Annotated in this window: 14 protein-coding genes; all 14 read left to right on the top strand. The window is 40.5% G+C overall.

Translation table 11 applies throughout. The features are described from left to right. Positions 1-83: 83 nt before the first annotated feature. The 14 genes from NQZ91_03860 (at position 84) to NQZ91_03795 (ending at position 18,111) form a co-directional block, all read left to right on the top strand. Positions 84-461, top strand: coding sequence for a RidA family protein (locus tag NQZ91_03860; protein ID UUM58513.1), 378 nt, complete (start codon positions 84-86; stop codon positions 459-461). Between the two features lie 22 nt (positions 462-483). Next, positions 484-1,371, top strand: coding sequence for an RNase adapter RapZ (gene rapZ, locus NQZ91_03855; GenBank protein ID UUM58512.1), 888 nt, complete (start codon positions 484-486; stop codon positions 1,369-1,371). Next, positions 1,368-2,342, top strand: a complete 975-nt coding sequence (locus NQZ91_03850) for a YvcK family protein (GenBank protein UUM58511.1) — start codon at positions 1,368-1,370, stop codon at positions 2,340-2,342. Before rapZ ends, NQZ91_03850 begins: the two co-directional genes overlap by 4 nt. Then, positions 2,339-3,250, top strand: coding sequence for a DNA-binding protein WhiA (gene whiA, locus NQZ91_03845; GenBank protein ID UUM58510.1), 912 nt, complete (start codon positions 2,339-2,341; stop codon positions 3,248-3,250). Before NQZ91_03850 ends, whiA begins: the two co-directional genes overlap by 4 nt. A gap of 385 nt (positions 3,251-3,635) precedes the next feature. After that, positions 3,636-7,352 carry an N-acetylmuramoyl-L-alanine amidase gene (locus NQZ91_03840; protein ID UUM58509.1) on the top strand — a complete coding sequence of 1,239 codons (3,717 nt, stop codon included), beginning with the start codon at positions 3,636-3,638 and terminating at the stop codon, positions 7,350-7,352. After that, positions 7,325-7,870: a glycoside hydrolase family 73 protein gene (locus NQZ91_03835; GenBank protein UUM58508.1), complete on the top strand. Its 546-nt coding sequence runs from the start codon at positions 7,325-7,327 to the stop codon at positions 7,868-7,870. Before NQZ91_03840 ends, NQZ91_03835 begins: the two co-directional genes overlap by 28 nt. A gap of 123 nt (positions 7,871-7,993) precedes the next feature. Beyond that, positions 7,994-9,148: a DUF1972 domain-containing protein gene (locus NQZ91_03830; GenBank protein UUM58507.1), complete on the top strand. Its 1,155-nt coding sequence runs from the start codon at positions 7,994-7,996 to the stop codon at positions 9,146-9,148. After that, a complete protein-coding gene (locus tag NQZ91_03825) occupies positions 9,138-10,073 on the top strand; it encodes a glycosyltransferase family 2 protein (GenBank protein UUM58506.1) in 936 nt (311 codons plus the stop codon). The genes NQZ91_03830 and NQZ91_03825 overlap by 11 nt, the downstream gene beginning before the upstream one ends. Beyond that, a complete protein-coding gene (locus tag NQZ91_03820; GenBank protein ID UUM58505.1) occupies positions 10,070-10,876 on the top strand; it encodes an ABC transporter permease in 807 nt (268 codons plus the stop codon). Before NQZ91_03825 ends, NQZ91_03820 begins: the two co-directional genes overlap by 4 nt. Further along, complete coding sequence (locus tag NQZ91_03815; protein ID UUM58504.1) at positions 10,876-12,042, top strand: ABC transporter ATP-binding protein; 1,167 nt, start codon at positions 10,876-10,878, stop codon at positions 12,040-12,042. The genes NQZ91_03820 and NQZ91_03815 overlap by 1 nt, the downstream gene beginning before the upstream one ends. A gap of 24 nt (positions 12,043-12,066) precedes the next feature. Then, entirely contained in the window at positions 12,067-13,365 is a 1,299-nt protein-coding gene (locus NQZ91_03810) for a glycosyltransferase (GenBank protein UUM58503.1), read from the top strand. 3 nt (positions 13,366-13,368) lie between these two features. Then, positions 13,369-14,595 carry a glycosyltransferase family 1 protein gene (locus NQZ91_03805; protein ID UUM58502.1) on the top strand — a complete coding sequence of 409 codons (1,227 nt, stop codon included), beginning with the start codon at positions 13,369-13,371 and terminating at the stop codon, positions 14,593-14,595. Beyond that, positions 14,588-15,562, top strand: a complete 975-nt coding sequence (locus NQZ91_03800; protein UUM58501.1) for a glycosyltransferase — start codon at positions 14,588-14,590, stop codon at positions 15,560-15,562. The genes NQZ91_03805 and NQZ91_03800 overlap by 8 nt, the downstream gene beginning before the upstream one ends. 83 nt (positions 15,563-15,645) lie before the next feature. Continuing rightward, positions 15,646-18,111 (top strand): sulfatase-like hydrolase/transferase, encoded by a 2,466-nt coding sequence (locus NQZ91_03795; GenBank protein ID UUM58500.1) that lies wholly within the window; start codon positions 15,646-15,648, stop codon positions 18,109-18,111. Positions 18,112-18,119: the final 8 nt, after the last annotated feature.

The raw sequence follows: 18,119 nt of genomic DNA, 5'->3' as shown, positions 1-18,119 counted from the left end.
TGTCCATGGAAAGAATTCCCAAAACTACCTCAATCCTAGCAACCTATGCTATAATAGATTTAGAAAACAAAAGGAGATATACTATGAAAACTATTCACACAGACAAAGCACCAGCAGCTATCGGCCCGTACGTTCAGGGTAAGGTCGTAGGTAATCTGCTCTTCGCATCAGGCCAAGTACCCCTATCACCAGAAACGGGTGAAGTGGTTGGTGAGACCATTCAAGAACAGACCGATCAAGTCTTGAAAAATATTGCAGCCATCCTAGCAGAAGCTGGAACAGACTTTGACCACGTTGTCAAAACAACATGTTTCCTCAAGGATATGAATGATTTTGTACTCTTTAATGAGGTCTATAAAACAGCCTTCTCATCCGATTTTCCAGCTCGCTCAGCTGTAGAAGTTGCTCGCCTGCCACGCGATGTGAAGGTTGAAATCGAAGTCATCGCCGTTGTTGAATAAATCAGAAAAAGGAGGTCTAGCTATGGCAGACAAACTCCAACTAGTTATCGTGACAGGGATGTCGGGAGCCGGTAAGACAGTCGCTATCCAGTCCTTTGAGGACCTGGGCTACTTTACCATTGACAATATGCCACCGACCCTATTGCCGAAATTTATCGAGCTCATCCATGCCAGCAAGGACAATAACAAGATTGCCCTGGTTGTCGACATGCGGAGCCGGTCCTTCTTTGCGGAAATCCGTGAGGTTCTAGATGACCTGGAAACTGCAGAAGACCTGGACTTCAAGATTCTCTTCCTGGATGCCACGGATAGTGAATTGGTGGCCCGCTATAAGGAGACCCGCCGTTCTCACCCTCTGGCTGCAGACGGCCGAGTTCTCGACGGTATCAATCTAGAGCGCGAACTTCTAGCTCCCTTGAAAAATATGAGTCAGAATGTGATTGATACCTCGGATTTGACACCGAGAAACCTACGTATGGCCATCTCTGAGCAATTCGCTAGCCAGGACAATCAGCCGTCTTTCAGGGTGGAAGTCCTATCCTTCGGATTTAAGTACGGCCTACCTCTAGATGCGGACCTGGTCTTTGACGTACGTTTCTTGCCAAATCCATATTACAAGCCCGAACTGCGCAATCTGACAGGGATGGACCAGCCGGTTTACGATTACGTTATGGACCACCAGGAATCAGAAGAGTTCTACGGCCATTTGATAAGCTTGATCGAGCCAATTCTGCCAGGTTACCAGAAGGAAGGTAAATCAGTTCTGACCATAGCCGTCGGATGCACGGGCGGTCAACACCGCAGCGTAGCTTTTGCCAAACGCCTAGCAGAAGACCTAGAGAAAAACTGGCTTGTCAACCTGAGTCATCGGGACAAAGACAAGCGGAAAGAGACGGTCAATCGGTCATGAGAAAGCCAAAGATTACGGTTATCGGAGGAGGAACGGGGATTCCTGTGATTCTCAAAAGCCTGCGCAACAAGGATGCGGACATTACAGCTATCGTGACGGTGGCAGATGACGGAGGCTCGTCTGGTGAGATTCGCCATGCCCTCCAGGTTACACCGCCGGGTGATTTGCGCAATGTCCTCCTGGCTATGTCAGATATGCCCAAGCTCTATGAGCAGATTTTCCAGTACCGATTTGATGCCAGCGACGGTCCCTTGGCAGGGCATCCGCTGGGCAATCTCATCATCGCTGGGATTTCTGAGATGCAGGGATCGACCTACAATGCCATGCGGCTCTTGACCCGCTTTTTCCATACGACAGGGAAAATATATCCTTCCAGTGAGCATCCGCTGACCCTCCATGCCGTCTTTACTGACGGGACTGAGGTGGTCGGTGAAAGTAAAATTTCCAAGCATCCAGGCATGATTGGGCATGTATTTGTCACCGATACCTACAATGATCAAACCCCAACAGCCAGTCCGCAGGTAGTGGATGCCATTATGGACAGCGATTTGGTGGTGCTGGGACCTGGCTCCCTCTACACCTCTATTCTACCCAACCTTATGATTCCCGAGATTGGACAAGCTCTCAAGGAGACCAAGGCGGAGGTGGTCTACGTCTGCAACATCATGACCCAGCGCGGGGAGACGGAGTTCTTCTCAGATGCTGACCACGTTACGGTCCTCAATGCCCATCTGGCCTGTCGTTTTATTGACACCGTCCTGGTTAACATCGAGCCTGTGCCACAGGACTACATGGATACCCACCAGTTTGATGAGTATCTAGTCCAGGTCAAGCACGATTTTGCAGGGCTTCAGGACCAGGCGCGGCGCGTGATTTCGTCGAATTTTCTTCGTTTGGAAAATGGCGGAGCTTTTCACGACGGTGATTTTGTAGTAGAAGAATTACTCAATATCTTGCAGGTGCGGTCATGAGTTTTACGATACAAGTCAAGGAAGAATTGCTGATTCAGTCCAGTCAAAATAAGTCGGAGTTGTCGGCCATGATCAAGCTGGCAGGCAGTCTAGGTCTGGCATCGTCAGGTTTGACCCTGTCCATTACGACTGAAAATGCCAAGATTGCTCGGCATGTCTATGAAATGCTCCAGACCTTTTACCAGATTAAGGCGGAAATCCGTCACCACCAACGGCAAAACCTTAGAAAGAATAGGATTTATTCTGTTCATATCGAGGACGGGGTCAATGATATTCTCAACGACCTCTATCTGGCAGATAGCTTTTTCGGCTTGGAGACGGGGATTTCACCGCTGGTATTGGAAAATGATTCCTGGAGCCAGGCCTATCTGCGAGGTGCCTTTTTGGCGGCGGGCTCTGTCAAGGACCCTGAAAAAGGTAAGTACCAGTTGGAAATTGCCTCGGTCTACAGCGACCATGCCCATGACTTGGCGGACTTGATGCAGAAATTTCTGCTGGATGCCAAGGTGATTGAACGAAAAAAAGGGACCATTACCTATCTGCAACGAGCCGAGGATATCATGGATTTCCTCCTAGTCATTGGGGCAGAAGAGGCAAAGACCGAGTTTGAAAATGTCAAGCTCCTGCGCGAGGCCAGAAACGATCTCAATCGTGCGACCAATGCCGAGGCGGCCAATATTGCCAAGACAGTCACTGCCAGCATGAAAACCATTAACAATATCAGTAAGATTATCGAGACCATTGGACTGGACCAGTTGCCTGGAGATTTGCAGGAAGTGGCCCAGCTCCGCATCCAGCATCCTGACTATTCTATCCAGCAATTGGCGGATAGCTTGACCAACCCAATTACCAAGAGTGGTGTCAATCATCGCCTGCGGAAAATTAATAAGATAGCTGAGGAATTATAGGGAGTGGATGGGAGTGTGAAACACGAACAAATCTGCCAATCAACCACTGCGCTGAGATGTTGACACGAACTCTGAGAAGCGAGGCTGGACTTTCTGCCCAGCCTCATTTTTTATGTAAAAATTAGCCCTTTACCAAATTGAGGTTCTCGTTGATTTTAAAAAAAAAGAGGATCTGTAGGCAGCAAATTTTGTAGTAGAATGTTTAAACGAAATAATAGTTACAGAATAGTTGTTTATCATTGCAAGTTTTTCCTATATATGGTAGAATGTTGGCAGAAGTTTTTGTGCTCACAACAAAATGCGGTGTCGAATTGATATGGACGTTTTGGGACCAGATTTAGCTTGTGATTGTTGATAGATATGTTTGTACACATAGGAGATTTATATGAAATTTGATCAAAAACAACGTTTTTCGATTCGGAAGTATTCATTTGGTGCTGCTTCTGTTTTATTGGCAAGCGTGTCCTTTATGGCCACTCAAACAGCATCTGCTGAAGAAGTGCCGGTTTCGTCGGATGTTAGTCCAGTGATTACGCCTTCAACATCAACGGTAGCGACTGCTCCTTCAGTTGATCCTATTGCTGCCACAGAAACTACGGTAACCACAGAAGCGACAGCGGAAGCAGTGACTCAACCAACTGACACGACAGGAACGACCTCTTTGAGATCGATGCCACAGTCAGGGAGCACCCAAGCTGTTTCAAATCAAGTAAGCCAAACGACGCCAACTGTAGCATCAACAGAACCAGTAGCCCCAAATGTAGCACCTTCAGGTAGTTATGTCTTTACTCAGGCTACAGGTGTTAAGAGTGAGCCAAAGATTTCAAGTCCAGATTTGGCACGCTATGAAAAGGGGCAAACGGTTAATTATGACAGTGTGGTAACTGCGGACCAGCATAAATGGTTAAGCTACATTTCTTATGGTGGAAATCGACGCTATGTTTCTGTAGGAACGGTTGCGCCGACAACGCCCGTAAATACCCCTGTTCAGCCATCCGCATCTACGACATCAGTATCCAGTGGTTCAGCATCTCAAGGGCAGTACAATGTCTTCAATAAAGTTGTCTACTTAGATGCAGGACATGGTGGTAGTGATCCCGGTGCCGTTTATTTTGGTAAAAATGAAAAGGATTTGAACCTACAGATTCAGAATCGTGTAAAATCAAAGCTTGAAGCGCAAGGTTTCCGAGTGGAATTGACTCGAACGGCAGATAGCTCTGTTGGTTTATTGCCGCGTTCTGAAAAAGCCAATCGAACTTCTTCAGATATTTTTGTAAGTATTCATTTTAATGCTTCGACGTCTCCTTCTGCTAATGGGATTGAGACTTACTATTATCAGTATTTTCCAGAGTATCCTGCGCGAATCAATAGCCAGTATCACAATGATGCTCAGCGCATAAATTTGAGTGCAAGTTTGGCAAACAGCATCCAATCTAATCTAATTACCAATACTGGTGCTCGAAACGGTGGAGTAATGCGGAGAACTTTCCAGGTCTTGCGTGAGACGACTGCTCCCGCGGTCTTGCTAGAGTTGGGCTATATGTCCAATAGTGCAGAGTCAGCAAAAATCTCGTCCGCAGCTTATCAGGAAAAATTGGTTGATGGAATTGTCAAAGGAATTTCTGACTATTATAAGAAACATGCAGGTCTGCCAGCAACAACCCCAGCGCCAAAACCAGCCGAAACTTCTAAACCAGCAACTACACCGGCAGTAACCAAGCCGGCCGAAACGCCAAAAGCAACTGTTATCGCAGGTAAGGTGTCGGCTAGTGTTAGCAATACAGCAACAGGTTTCAACGTGGCACTTTCTAATGTTCCATCAACAGTTTCCAGTGTTGTAGTTCCAGTTTGGTCAGCTAATGGTGGTCAGGATGATATGAAGGTCTACCGTGCTAACCGTCAGTCAAACGGTCAATACACTTTTGCAGTGGCGACTAAGGATCATAAAAACGACACTGGCACTTACAATATGATTGTTTACGGACAAAATGTTCAGACTAGGAAGCTGGATACCCTCCTCAGTGGCAGTCATAACTATTCAGCTACCAGTCAATCATCGACTGCTCCAGCCGTATCTAAACCAGCCGAAGCTTCTAAACCGGTCTCTACACCAACAGTAGCCAAACCAGCCGAAACTTCTAAACCGGCAACAACACCTGCAGTAGCCAAGCCGGCCGAAACGCCAAAAGCAACTGTTATCGCAGGTAAGGTATCGGCTAGTGTTACCAATACAGCAACAGGTTTCAACGTGGCACTTTCTAATGTTCCATCAACAGTTTCCAGTGTTGTAGTTCCGGTATGGTCAGCTAATGGTGGTCAGGATGATATGAAGGTCTACCGTGCTAACCGTCAGTCAAACGGTCAATACACTTTTGCAGTGGCGACTAAGGATCATAAAAACGACACTGGCACTTACAATATGATTGTTTACGGACAAAATGTTCAGACTAGGAAGCTGGATACCCTCCTCAGTGGCAGTCATAACTATTCAGCTACCAGTCAATCATCGACTGCTCCAGCCGTATCTAAACCAGCCGAAGCTTCTAAACCGGTCTCTACACCAACAGTAGCCAAACCAGCCGAAACTTCTAAACCGGCAACAACACCTGCAGTAACCAAGCCGGCCGAAACGCCAAAAGCAACTGTTATCGCAGGTAAGGTGTCGGCTAGTGTTACCAATACAGCAACAGGTTTCAACGTGGCACTTTCTAATGTTCCATCAACAGTTTCCAGTGTTGTAGTTCCGGTATGGTCAGCTAATGGTGGTCAGGATGATATGAAGGTCTACCGTGCTAACCGTCAGTCAAACGGTCAATACACTTTTGCAGTGGCGACTAAGGATCATAAAAACGACACTGGCACTTACAATATGATTGTTTACGGACAAAATGTTCAGACTAGGAAGCTGGATACCCTCCTCAGTGGCAGTCATAACTATTCAGCTACCAGTCAATCATCGACTGCTCCAGCCGTATCTAAACCAGCCGAAGCTTCTAAACCGGTCTCTACACCAACAGTAGCCAAACCAGCCGAAACTTCTAAACCGGCAACAACACCTGCAGTAACCAAGCCAGCCGAAACGCCAAAAGCAACTGTTATCGCAGGTAAGGTGTCGGCTAGTGTTACCAATACAGCAACAGGTTTCAACGTGGCACTTTCTAATGTTTCATCAACAGTTTCTAGTGTTGTAGTTCCAGTATGGTCAGCTAATGGTGGTCAGGATGATATGAAGGTCTACCGTGCTAACCGTCAGTCAAACGGTCAATACACTTTTGCAGTGGCGACTAAGGATCATAAAAACGACACTGGCACTTACAATATGATTGTTTACGGACAAAATGTTCAGACTAGAAAGCTAGACACACTTCTAACTACCAAACATGATGTCAAATCAACGACCTCGCAAGCATCGCAACCAGCCAAACCGTCCCAACCTTCTACGCCTGCAACGACACCTGCAATAACAAATCCTCAAACGACAACGACTGCTCGTTCAAAGACAATCTTTATTGATCCAGGTCATGGTGGTCGAGATTCAGGGGCGTCTTATGGCGGAGTATATGAGAAAAATCTTGTTATGTCAGTTGCAAACAAGTTGAAAAATAATCTATTGCAAATGGGATACAACGTTTTGATGTCGCGTACAGGTGATGCTTATGTTGACTTTGTTACAGAACGTTCTCGTCGTGCAAATCAAAGTAATGCGGACTTGTTTGTTAGCTTGCACTTCAATGCCACTGGTGCGGGAATTACTAATGCAAGTGGTATTGAGACCTACTGGTATCAAGCTTATCCTGAGTACCAACCAAAAATCAATCAAGCCAAGCATAATGATCCAACACGATTAGCAGAGAGTCAGGTTCTTGCTAATAAGGTTCAAGCCAACCTGGTTCGCGAGACTGGTGCGGTAAACCGAGGTGTAAAACGAAATACATTTGCTGTACTTCGCGAGACAGCAATTCCTGCTGTTCTTGTTGAGATGGGCTTCATGGATAATCCAACAGAGCTTCAAAAAATCAAACAAGATTCTTATCATGTTCGATTGGCAAAAGCTTTAGCGCAAGGAATCAATGAATGGTATGGTGCAGTTGGGGGAAAGTAGTTGTTTCTGAACAAGGCGCAAATCACCGTCAGTCATCTAATGACACTCTTGTTCAGACATCAAAAAATCAACAATTATTTATCAATAGTCTCGTATCAGCTGCTAAAACCACGGGTCTAGTTCCGAGTGTGGTAATGGCCCAGGCTATTCTTGAGTCAGCATGGGGCACATCTCAATTGGCTACCCAAGGGAATAACCTTTTTGGAATCAAGGCAGACGCCTCTTGGAAAGGTAAGACGGTATCAAAACAAACGACAGAGTTCCGTAATGGAAAAGCAGTCCAAGAAACGGCACATTTTAGAGCCTATAACACCGTATCAGAAAGTATCCAAGATTACAGTAAATTCTTTACGTCATCACCTTGGAGAACACAAAATTACAGAGCCTATACCCAGGCCAAAGATTATCAAACGGCAATTGCTGCTTTGCAAAAATCAGGCTATGCAACAGACCCAAAATATGGAGAAAAATTGCTGTCCTTGATTCAAAGATATGGATTAAACAAGTTTGATAACTAAGGATTTTACCCGTAGGATAAGTCATCATTTTTGATGGCTTTTTCTGCGTTGCCTAATGTTAAAATAGCGGATTACTTGATAAAATGCTATAATAGAAAGAACTGCAGTTAAATGGAGAGGTTTATGCAACACGTTTTTATTATAGGCAGTCGTGGCTTGCCTGCAAAGTATGGTGGCTTTGAGACCTTTGTCCAGCAACTGGTCAGTCACCAAAAATCAAAAAATATACACTACCATGTGGCTTGCCTGTCCGATACCAGTCATCAGGAACATTCGACTTATTTGGGAGCGGATTGTTTTACCATCAATCCTCCTAAATTAGGTCCGGCCCGCGTTATCGCCTATGACATGATGGCCATTTCCTACGCTTTGCGCCTGGTCAAGGACCAGCAGATGCAGTCTCCGATTTTTTACATTTTGGGAAATACCATAGGTGGTTTCATAGCTCCATTTGCCAAGAAAATTAAAGATGTTGGCGGTGTTTTATTTGTCAATCCTGACGGTTTAGAATGGAAACGTTCCAAATGGCCTAAGCCTGTGCAAGCTTATCTGAAACATGCTGAAAAAGCGATGGCTAAGCAGGCCAATCTCATCATTGCAGATAATGAGGGGATTGAGGACTATATTCAATCAGCCTATCCGGGGACTAAGACCACATTTATCGCTTACGGGACTGATTTGAGTCAGACCAGTCTGACTAGCCAATCAGAGCAAGTACGGCAGGCATTTGCCAACTGGTCCATCCGCGAAAAGGATTATTATTTGATTATTGGGCGTTTTGTTCCTGAAAATAATTACGCGACAGCTATCAAGGAGTTCATGAAGTCGAGCACTCAGCGTGATTTGGTTATCGTAGCCAATCATGAAGGCTCTGCCTATTTCCAAAAGCTAAAGGAAGAAACGGGCTTTGAGAGAGATGCGCGAATCAAGTTCATCGGGACGGTCTATGATCAGGATTTACTCAAGTATCTGCGGCAGGAATGTCGAGCTTATATTCATGGGCATGAAGTGGGTGGAACCAATCCAAGTCTTTTAGAGGCGCTAGCTCAAACTAATGAAAATCTTGTTTTAGGTGTGGATTTCAATCGCAAAGTCGCACAAAATGGCGCTCGCTATTGGACCAAGGAAAGTGGAAATCTGACCCAACTAATCAACAAAATTGATGGACAAGAAGAAGCAGTGGAGCTAGGGCAGATTGCCAAAGAGCACATGCGAATGGACTATACTTGGGAGAAAATTGTCCAACAATATGAGGAATTATTTTTACATGAACGTTAACATACTCATGTCGACCTACAATGGTCAGGAGTTTTTAGCAGAGCAAATCCGCTCTATTCAGGCGCAGACCTTTACGGACTGGGTGCTCTTGATACGAGACGATGGCTCTAGGGACAGGACACGTGAAATTATCGCTGATTTTGCCCAGCAGGATAGCCGGATTCACTTAATCAATCCCGACAGCACCGAAAATCTAGGCGTCATCAAAAGTTTTCACGCCTTGGTGCAATACCAGAGGGCTGATGTGTATTTTTTCAGTGATCAGGATGATGTCTGGTTACCAGATAAACTACAGGTGACTTTGGAGACGGCTCAAGCCTATCCAGCAGACCAGCCACTCATGGTTTACACAGACTTAAAGGTGGTTAACCAAGACTTGCAGGTCATGAATGAAAGTATGATTCGCAGCCAGTCTCATCATGCCAATACCGAGCTGGTTCAAGAATTGACTGAAAATACAGTGACAGGCGGAACTAGTATGATTAACCACGCTCTGGCTGAACTGTGGACGGTGACAGACGACATTCTCATGCACGACTGGTATCTGGCCTTGCTGGCCACAGCTTTTGGGAAATTGGTTTACATTGACCAGCCGACGGAATTGTACCGCCAGCATGCTGAAAATGTCTTGGGAGCTAGAACCTTGTCCAAGCGATTCAAAAAATGGATTCGGCCCCATGTACTTTTCTCCGTTTATTGGGATTTGATTCGCAATAGTCAAAAGCAAGCAAGTCATCTGCTGGCTCTGCCTTTGGCGCCAACCGATAGAAATCTGGTCGAGGCCTTTGTGACTATAATGGATAAGTCTATGCCAGAACGCTACCGAATATTAAAAACATATGGATTGAGGAAAAACAAAGCCTTTCACACACTGGTATTTACCAGCCTCATCCTAACTAAATTTGCTTATAAGGAAATAAAATGAATTTATTCAATAAAGAAAACCAAATTCTCCTGCGGGAAATGGTCAAGACAGACTTTAAATTAAGATACCAAGGTTCTTTGATTGGGCATTTGTGGTCGATATTGAAGCCCTTTTTAATGTTTACTATCATGTATCTGGTTTTTGTCAGATTTTTGAAATTTGATGACGGAACGCCACACTATGCTGTAAGCTTGTTGCTCGGTATGGTAACTTGGAATTTCTTTACAGAAGCCACTAATATGGGGATGTTGTCCATTGCAGCGCGTGGGGATTTGTTGAGAAAAATAAATTTTCCTAAAGAAATTATTGTCATCTCATCAATTATTGGTGCTGCGATAAATTACGGCATCAATTTGGCCGTTGTTCTAATTTTTGCGTTAATCAATGGCGTGCAATTGGATGCGGGTGTTCTCATTCTCATTCCATCCTTCCTAGAGTTGGTTATTTTGACTTCAGGAATTGCCTTTATTCTTTCGAGTTTGTTTGTCAAATACCGAGACATGGGACCAATTTGGGAAGTTGTTTTACAAGCTGGGATGTATTCTACTCCGATTATTTATTCGATAACCTACATTCTTCAGCGTGGGCACATTGGCGTAGCCAAGTTGATGATGATGAATCCAGTTGCCCAGATTATCCAAGATTTGCGCCACCATATTGTTTATGATGGGGCAACAATTTCTTGGGATATTTATGAGGATAAATGGATGGTAGCTATTCCATATGTGTTATCAGTGATTGTGTTTATCATTGGTTATAGTATTTTTAAAAAGAATTCTAAGAAATTTGCGGAGATTTTATAATGTCTAACAAAGAGATTGCGCTGAAAGTCGAATCAGTCAGCAAGAGCTTTAAATTACCTACAGAAGCGACTCAAAGTTTAAGAACAACCTTGGTCAATTATTTTAGAGGGATAAAGGGTTATAAGGAGCAACATGTCTTAAAAGATATTTCTTTTGAAGTAGAAAAAGGAGATTTCTTTGGTATTGTTGGTCGGAATGGCTCTGGAAAGTCAACCCTGCTCAAAATTATTTCACAAATTTATACACCAGAAAAGGGCAATGTGAGTGTCAATGGAACCTTGATTCCTTTTATTGAGCTTGGCGTTGGTTTTAACCCTGAACTTACTGGTCGCGAAAATATTTATTTAAATGGTGCACTTCTAGGATTTTCACGTCCAGAGATTGACGAAATGTACGATGATATTGTCGCATTTGCAGAGCTAGAAGAGTTTATGGATCAAAAGCTGAAAAATTACTCTAGTGGTATGCAGGTCCGTCTGGCATTCTCCATAGCAATAAAAGCTGAAGGAGACATTTTAGTCCTGGATGAAGTGTTAGCGGTCGGAGACGAAGCTTTTCAGAGAAAGTGTTTTGATTATTTTGCTAAATTAAAGCGGGAGAAAAAAACAGTTATTCTTGTGACACATTCCATGGAGCAAGTTCAACGTTTTTGTAATAAAGCAATGTTGATTGACAAAGGGCATCATACAGTAGTTGGAACTCCGATGGAAATTTCTCGCCTATATAAAGAATTGAATGGATTTGAAGTTGTTACAGAAGCAGATAGAAAGACCTCTTTAGAAAAAATTAGTGTTGATGCACATTTTGAGAATAAGGATGACCAAGAATTGCTATTTAACTTTGATGTGACATTTGAACGAGTGATTGAGGATCCAGTTTTTACTTTCACCATTCATAAGGATAGCGGGGAACTATTATATAGATGGGTTTCTGATGAAGAAGTTGCAGGGAGCATTAATATATCTGCTAAGTTTGCTTCCATTTTATTTTCAATTCAAAATATTTTTCCAAATGGCAAGTTTATTACAGAATTTGGTGTGAAATCTAGAGATCGTTCTAAGGAATATGCAATGTTTAGTGGGATTGTCGATTTTGAGTTGATAAACAGGGGAAGTTCTGGGAATAACATTTATTGGAAACCGACAGTAGATGTAAAAATTCAATGATAAAGATGGTTAAAGGTATATAATATGTTTGAAGAAAAACGGTTTCTATTAACGCATATTTGGTTACGTGGTTTTGGTGGAGCTGAATTAAACATTTTAGAATTGGCAGAGTACTTACAACAAGAGGGAGCTATAGTTGAGGTTTTTACGTATTTATTCCTAGAACCTATGAGGTCCGAATTTGAAAAAAGAAATATAAAAGTAATTACGGATAGAGAACATGTATTTTCATTAGAAGATTATGATTTTATTATCTCATGTCAAAATATTTTGCCAAATTCAATAGTCAAGAGTTTTAGAGAACACCATAGTAAATTTCCTAAAATTTTATTTTTACACATGGCAGCGCTAAAAAGTCATGTCCTGGAGCAACCATTTGTTTTCGGATTAGAATCTAGATTATCTTCTGGTACGTTGGCAATTTCACAGGAAGTTGTTGATAAAAATTTAAGTAGATTTTTCAATGACATACCAAGATTATTTATGTATCAAAATCCAGTTCCAGTTGGTTATGCAGTGAATAGCTATTCTAATAATAGACCTTTAAAAAAAATATTGATTATTTCCAACCATCCCCCAAGTGAGCTGAAAGAATTACAGAGTTGGTTTGATGCTAGTGGCATAATAGTAGATTATGCGGGTGTTTGGAGTTCAAAATATGAATTAGCTTCGCCCGAAATGTTTTCGGAATATGATTGTATAATTGGTATTGGGAAAAATGTTCAATATTGTTTAGTTCTTGGAAAGCCAATATACGTATATGATCATTTTGCTGGTCCAGGTTTTCTAAATAGTAACAATTTTGAAAAAGCTGAATACCATAATTTTTCAGGGAGAGGATTTGAAGATAATCAAAAGAGTCCTCAGGAAATTTTTGAAGATATTATGGAGAACTATGATGATGCAAAGAAATTCTACACCGAGAACGTTGAGTTTTTTAGACAAAAATATCAACTGAGCAATGTATTACCACAGCTTATAGAACAGATAGAGAATGACAATAAGGAAATTCAATTATTTTCTGTTGAATACTCTAATTATGTTTTAGCAATGAATAATTTTATTGGGGATATTGTGGTCAGATTGGAAAATGATGTTAATAATTTATGGCAGGGAATCAGAGATTTTGAAGAGAGAGTCGATGATTTAAATCTACACATTCAATATTTGAATGAGATGATAGTATTGAAAGAGCAGGAAGTTGTAGAAAATCAATTACTGATTCAAGAATTAAGACTAATTTATGAGTCTAGGACATATAAGTTGGCAGTTTTTCTTCAGAAAATAAAAAATGGACTACTAAAAATAGTTAAGTGGAGATAGAGGATGAAAAGAATTATTAATTCTTATAAAAATGAAGGTGCGAGGGCTACTATACGTAAAATTAAGTCACGCTTATTGCATCCATCACAAGGGGGAAATCAAATTGTTAAAGTGGATATGAACAGTCTACCGCAGATGCCTCAATTTATTGATTTGGCTAAAGCTGATTATATCAATCATCCATATATTAGACCTGCTAAATTATCAAAAGATACTTTAAATATTGCATGGGTATCGCCACCAGTTGGTCCCGGTGGTGGAGGTCATACGACGATTGCTCGATTTGTAAAGTATTTGCAAAGTCAAGGGCATCACATCACTTTCTACATTTACCACAATAATACGATTCCACAATCCTCCAAAGAAGCCAAGGATATTTTTTCGCGTTCGTATGGAATTGATGTAGATGTGGAAGATTTAGCTGATTTCTCTAATCAAGATGTGGTTTTCGCGACTAGTTGGGAGACCGCTTACGCAGTATTTAATCTCCAATCAGAAAATCTTCATAAATTTTATTTCGTACAAGACTTTGAACCCATATTCTTTGGTGTTGGTTCACGGTATATGCTGGCAGAGGCGACCTATAAATTCGGTTTTTACGGAGTGACAGCAGGTAAATGGCTGGTCGAAAAGGTTGGTCAGTATGGCATGCAGGCGGACTATTTTGACTTCGGTGCAGATATCGATATCTATAAACCCAAAGCTCCAATTTCAAAGAAAAAAAAGATTGCCTTTTATGCGCGTGCTCATACCGAGCGTCGTGGATTTGAGCTTGGTGTTATGGCACTGAAGATTTTTAAAGAGCGTCATCCAGAGTATGACATTGAGTTTTTTGGTCAAGATATGTCAAATTATGATATTCCATTTGAATTCACCGATCGTGGCATTTTAAATAAAAATCAATTAGCAGAGATTTATCACGAAAGTGTAGCCTGCTTGGTATTGTCATTGACCAATGTCTCTCTTTTGCCATTGGAACTTCTGGTTGCGGGATGTGTGCCCGTTATGAATGATGGCGATAATAACCGCATGGTTCTGGGAGATGTTGAGGATATCCTCTATACGGAAGCTTATCCAGTTGCTTTGGCAGAAAAATTATGTCAAGCGGTTGAGAGAAGTGATATTGATGAACATGCTAACGAAATGAGTGAGAAATATACTGGCTTGTCATGGGACGAAAGTTATAAAAAAGTAGAAGCGATAATCCGTCGAGAGGTACTAAATGACTAATGGGTTAAAAGCTACAGTATTTATTCCTGTTTATAATGGTGAAAAGGATCACCTGGAAGAAACCCTATCAGCTTTATATAGACAACAAACGAATTTTGAGTGGGATGTGTTGATGACTGACTCAGGTTCCTCAGATAATTCGGTAGCGATTATAGAGCGATTTGCGGAACAATACGGAAATTTACGGCTTATTCATCTAAAAAAAGAAGATTATTCTCACGGCGGCACTCGCCAAATGGCTGCTGAAATGGCCCAGGGAGAGTACATGGTTTATCTCAGTCAAGATGCTGTGCCTCACAATGAACATTGGCTCTCAGAAATGGTTGCACCATTTGAAATTACTGACAAGATTGTTGCGGTGCTTGGGAGACAAAAACCGCGGCATTATTGTTTCCCAGCCATGAAGTATGATATCAATGCAGTATTTGGTGAACAAGGTGCAGAAGATGCAATTACTATATGGCAACGGAAGGACCCAGAAAAACATGGTCAGTATACAAAAGAATCCTTCTATAGCGATGTTTGTTCTGCTGCTCCACGAAAATTTTTGGTTGAAACAATCGGTTATCGGGATGTTGCCTATTCGGAAGATTACGAGTATGGCAAAGATGTCCTTGATGCAGGTTATTTCAAGGCCTACAATGGTCGAGCTGTGGTTGAACACTCTAACGATGTTCGACTATCAGAATACAGAAAACGCATCTTTGACGAAACCTATAATGTTCGTATAAATAGTGGCATTACTACTAAAGTGTCTATCTTGTCCCTAGTGAAAAACAGTTTAAAAGCCAGTATTAAAGATAGCCTAAGAATAGTGAATGATAGGGATTATAATTGGAAGAGAAAGCTATATTGGCTAGCCATCAACCCACTTTTTCATATTGAAAAATGGAGAGGGATTCGACTGGCAAATAAAATCGAATTAGGGACGGATATCAGGAACTATTCGTTGGAAAAAGGGGAGTAATTATTTTGCAAAGTACTACTATAATAGTGCAATGTTTTATTGATGGTTGAATCTTTCAGAAAATGAGGAATAATATAGTAAAAATGAAAGAAATTGTAGAAAAAATAAAGTTAAGAAAATATTTTGCTATTTTGATTCTAGTAGTGGCCACTTTGATAATTAGTTTCTATACTGTTAGCGAGTATACAATTGATTTTAGATTAATTGGGCAAGCAATTGCCACGTATAGATATACCTTTATCATTGCTTCAAGTATATCTTTGTTTATTTTATCTATAGGATTATCAAAGCACGTAAACAGAACTTTTCTATTACGGTTACTAGCTTCATATGTCTTATACTTATTTATCTCTTATTTGTTGTTATTTACTAGAAATTTAAACAATGAATCTTTCTATATTTTCGGTTTTCAGGATAATAATTTCTTTGAAATTGGTGGTTGGAAAGTTGTTGTTAGCATAATAGGTCTAGCTTATATCGCCCAATTTATTTCAAAACGCTGTCGTTCGTTGCAAGAGATTGGTGATTTTTTCTCAGATAAATACATTTCCGATATATTATTGGCACTGCTTACGTCACTTATAGTGACATATGATAGTAAACTGTTGGAAAATATAAGGCAGTTCTTGTATTTAGATGACTATGAACAATTTAATAATTTCTTAGTCTCAATAGCTTATAAAGTTCCAACCATTGTCTTTACAGTTACGCTGATTGCTTTTTCGTTTTGGAATGCATTTGATGAGATTAGAAAAAATAAATCTTCAGTTTCCTTAGCTTTTATTAGTAGCCTATTTTTTGCTTTGATTTTTAATTTCTCAATACAATTTGGTATAAGAGCGGATGAAGATTATTTAGGAGAATTTATTTTTCCAGGTGCAACTTTATTTCAAATTATAATGTTAGCCTTAATTTTTTTGATTGTTTATTCAATTTTTAATAGATATTGGGCGTCTACTCTTTTAATCTTATTTTCAGGAATAGCGATTTCAATTGCTAATTTCCTAAAATTTAACTTGAGAAATGAACCCTTACTATTAGTTGATTTCTCAATGGCGACAGAGTTAGATTTGATATTTAGTTTCTTAGATGCAAAATTATTTTTTATGACGATCTTGTTGCTGGCTTTCTTTATTGTAGTTTATTATGTATTAAATAAAAGATTTCTCAAAGGAGCGATTGTAACTTCTATTAAAAAGAGGATATTTTGGTTTATTTCTGTATTCTCTATTTTTAGTGGAATTATAACAATATTCTATAAGCAAGATGGAGGATTAATACCAAATAATATTCCAGTTCTATCTAGATTAAATAATACCAGGAATATAGCATTTACTGGACATGTAGGAAGTGCTCGATATCAGTCATTGATGTATGTATGGATAAAACAGTTAACAAAACCAGTGATGGATAAACCGGAGAACTACAATAGAGCTACTATTGAGGGACTGGTTGAGAAATACACAAACCGAGCAACGGAAATTAATAAAACTAGGGATAAAAATATTTCTGACGAGACTTTGATTTTTATTTTGAGCGAAGGATTGTCCAACCCAAATAGGGTCAAGGGTGTGCAACTAAGTGAAAATATCTTAAAAAATATTGATGAGATTAAATCTAAAACAACCAGTGGGCTAATGAAATCGGATGCCTATGGTGGAGGTACTGCTAATGTTGAAATTCAGACATTGCTTGGATTACCTTTTTATAATTTGTCTTCCTCTGTATCTATTTATAATGTTGAAGTAGTTCCAAAAATGAAAAAATTACCTTCTATTGGCGATAGCTATCTATCTGATAATAGATTTGTGATACATTTAGGACAAACACAACTATATTCTCGAGCAGATGTATATAAGCGATTAAAATTTGATAACTTTGTTGCAGATGACAAAAATGCTTTGCCACCAACTATAAATGAAAAATATGGTGGTTTCCCTAGTGATGCTTCTACTTACCAGAATATTCTCGATAAAATTGATACCAAGGAAAGTCAATTTTTTTCTGTTATAACTTATCAAAATCATATTCCTTGGATGATGGATAAACCTCAGTCTATTTATGGTACGGGTGAGGGATTTACAGAATTAGAAAATGCAAGGTTGACGAATTATGCTCGGTTGGTAAATGAAACGGACATTGTCACAAAAGAATTTTTACAAAAACTTTCGAAAGTTGATAAAAAAATAACGGTTGTATTTTACGGAGACCATCTTCCGGGATTTTACCCTTCATCTGCATTTGAGAATAAGCCAGAGAGTCAATATCTGACAGATTACTTTATTTGGAGTAATCACGACACTAAAAAGGTCGATTTCCCGATACTCAATTCAAGTGATTTCCCTGCAGCTGTGTTGGCACATACGAATTCAAAAGTATCTCCATATTATGCGCTACTTACGGATGTTTTAGAGAATGCGAGTGTTGATAAGAGTGATCTTTCACAGTCCCAAAAAGAAATTTTAGAAGATCTAAAATTAATTCAGTATGATATAACTGCTGGAAAATTTTACTTAAAAGACTATAACGGTTTTTTTAGTATTAATTAAAGGAGAGT

The sequence above is a fragment of the Streptococcus suis genome (assembly GCA_024583055.1).
Lineage (GTDB): Bacteria > Bacillota > Bacilli > Lactobacillales > Streptococcaceae > Streptococcus > Streptococcus suis_V.
Note: the sequence above shows the minus strand (reverse complement) of the source record. Positions and strands in the feature narration are given on the sequence as shown.

Bases quoted from the DNA above. Each gene is read 5' to 3' on its own strand.
- NQZ91_03860 (UUM58513.1), top strand. From the start codon at position 84: ATGAAAACTATTCACACAGACAAAGCACCAGCAGCTATCGGCCCGTAC.
- rapZ (UUM58512.1), top strand. From the start codon at position 484: ATGGCAGACAAACTCCAACTAGTTATCGTGACAGGGATGTCGGGAGCC.
- NQZ91_03850 (UUM58511.1), top strand. From the start codon at position 1,368: ATGAGAAAGCCAAAGATTACGGTTATCGGAGGAGGAACGGGGATTCCT.
- whiA (UUM58510.1), top strand. From the start codon at position 2,339: ATGAGTTTTACGATACAAGTCAAGGAAGAATTGCTGATTCAGTCCAGT.
- NQZ91_03840 (UUM58509.1), top strand. From the start codon at position 3,636: ATGAAATTTGATCAAAAACAACGTTTTTCGATTCGGAAGTATTCATTT.
- NQZ91_03835 (UUM58508.1), top strand. From the start codon at position 7,325: ATGGTATGGTGCAGTTGGGGGAAAGTAGTTGTTTCTGAACAAGGCGCA.
- NQZ91_03830 (UUM58507.1), top strand. From the start codon at position 7,994: ATGCAACACGTTTTTATTATAGGCAGTCGTGGCTTGCCTGCAAAGTAT.
- NQZ91_03825 (UUM58506.1), top strand. From the start codon at position 9,138: ATGAACGTTAACATACTCATGTCGACCTACAATGGTCAGGAGTTTTTA.
- NQZ91_03820 (UUM58505.1), top strand. From the start codon at position 10,070: ATGAATTTATTCAATAAAGAAAACCAAATTCTCCTGCGGGAAATGGTC.
- NQZ91_03815 (UUM58504.1), top strand. From the start codon at position 10,876: ATGTCTAACAAAGAGATTGCGCTGAAAGTCGAATCAGTCAGCAAGAGC.
- NQZ91_03810 (UUM58503.1), top strand. From the start codon at position 12,067: ATGTTTGAAGAAAAACGGTTTCTATTAACGCATATTTGGTTACGTGGT.
- NQZ91_03805 (UUM58502.1), top strand. From the start codon at position 13,369: ATGAAAAGAATTATTAATTCTTATAAAAATGAAGGTGCGAGGGCTACT.
- NQZ91_03800 (UUM58501.1), top strand. From the start codon at position 14,588: ATGACTAATGGGTTAAAAGCTACAGTATTTATTCCTGTTTATAATGGT.
- NQZ91_03795 (UUM58500.1), top strand. From the start codon at position 15,646: ATGAAAGAAATTGTAGAAAAAATAAAGTTAAGAAAATATTTTGCTATT.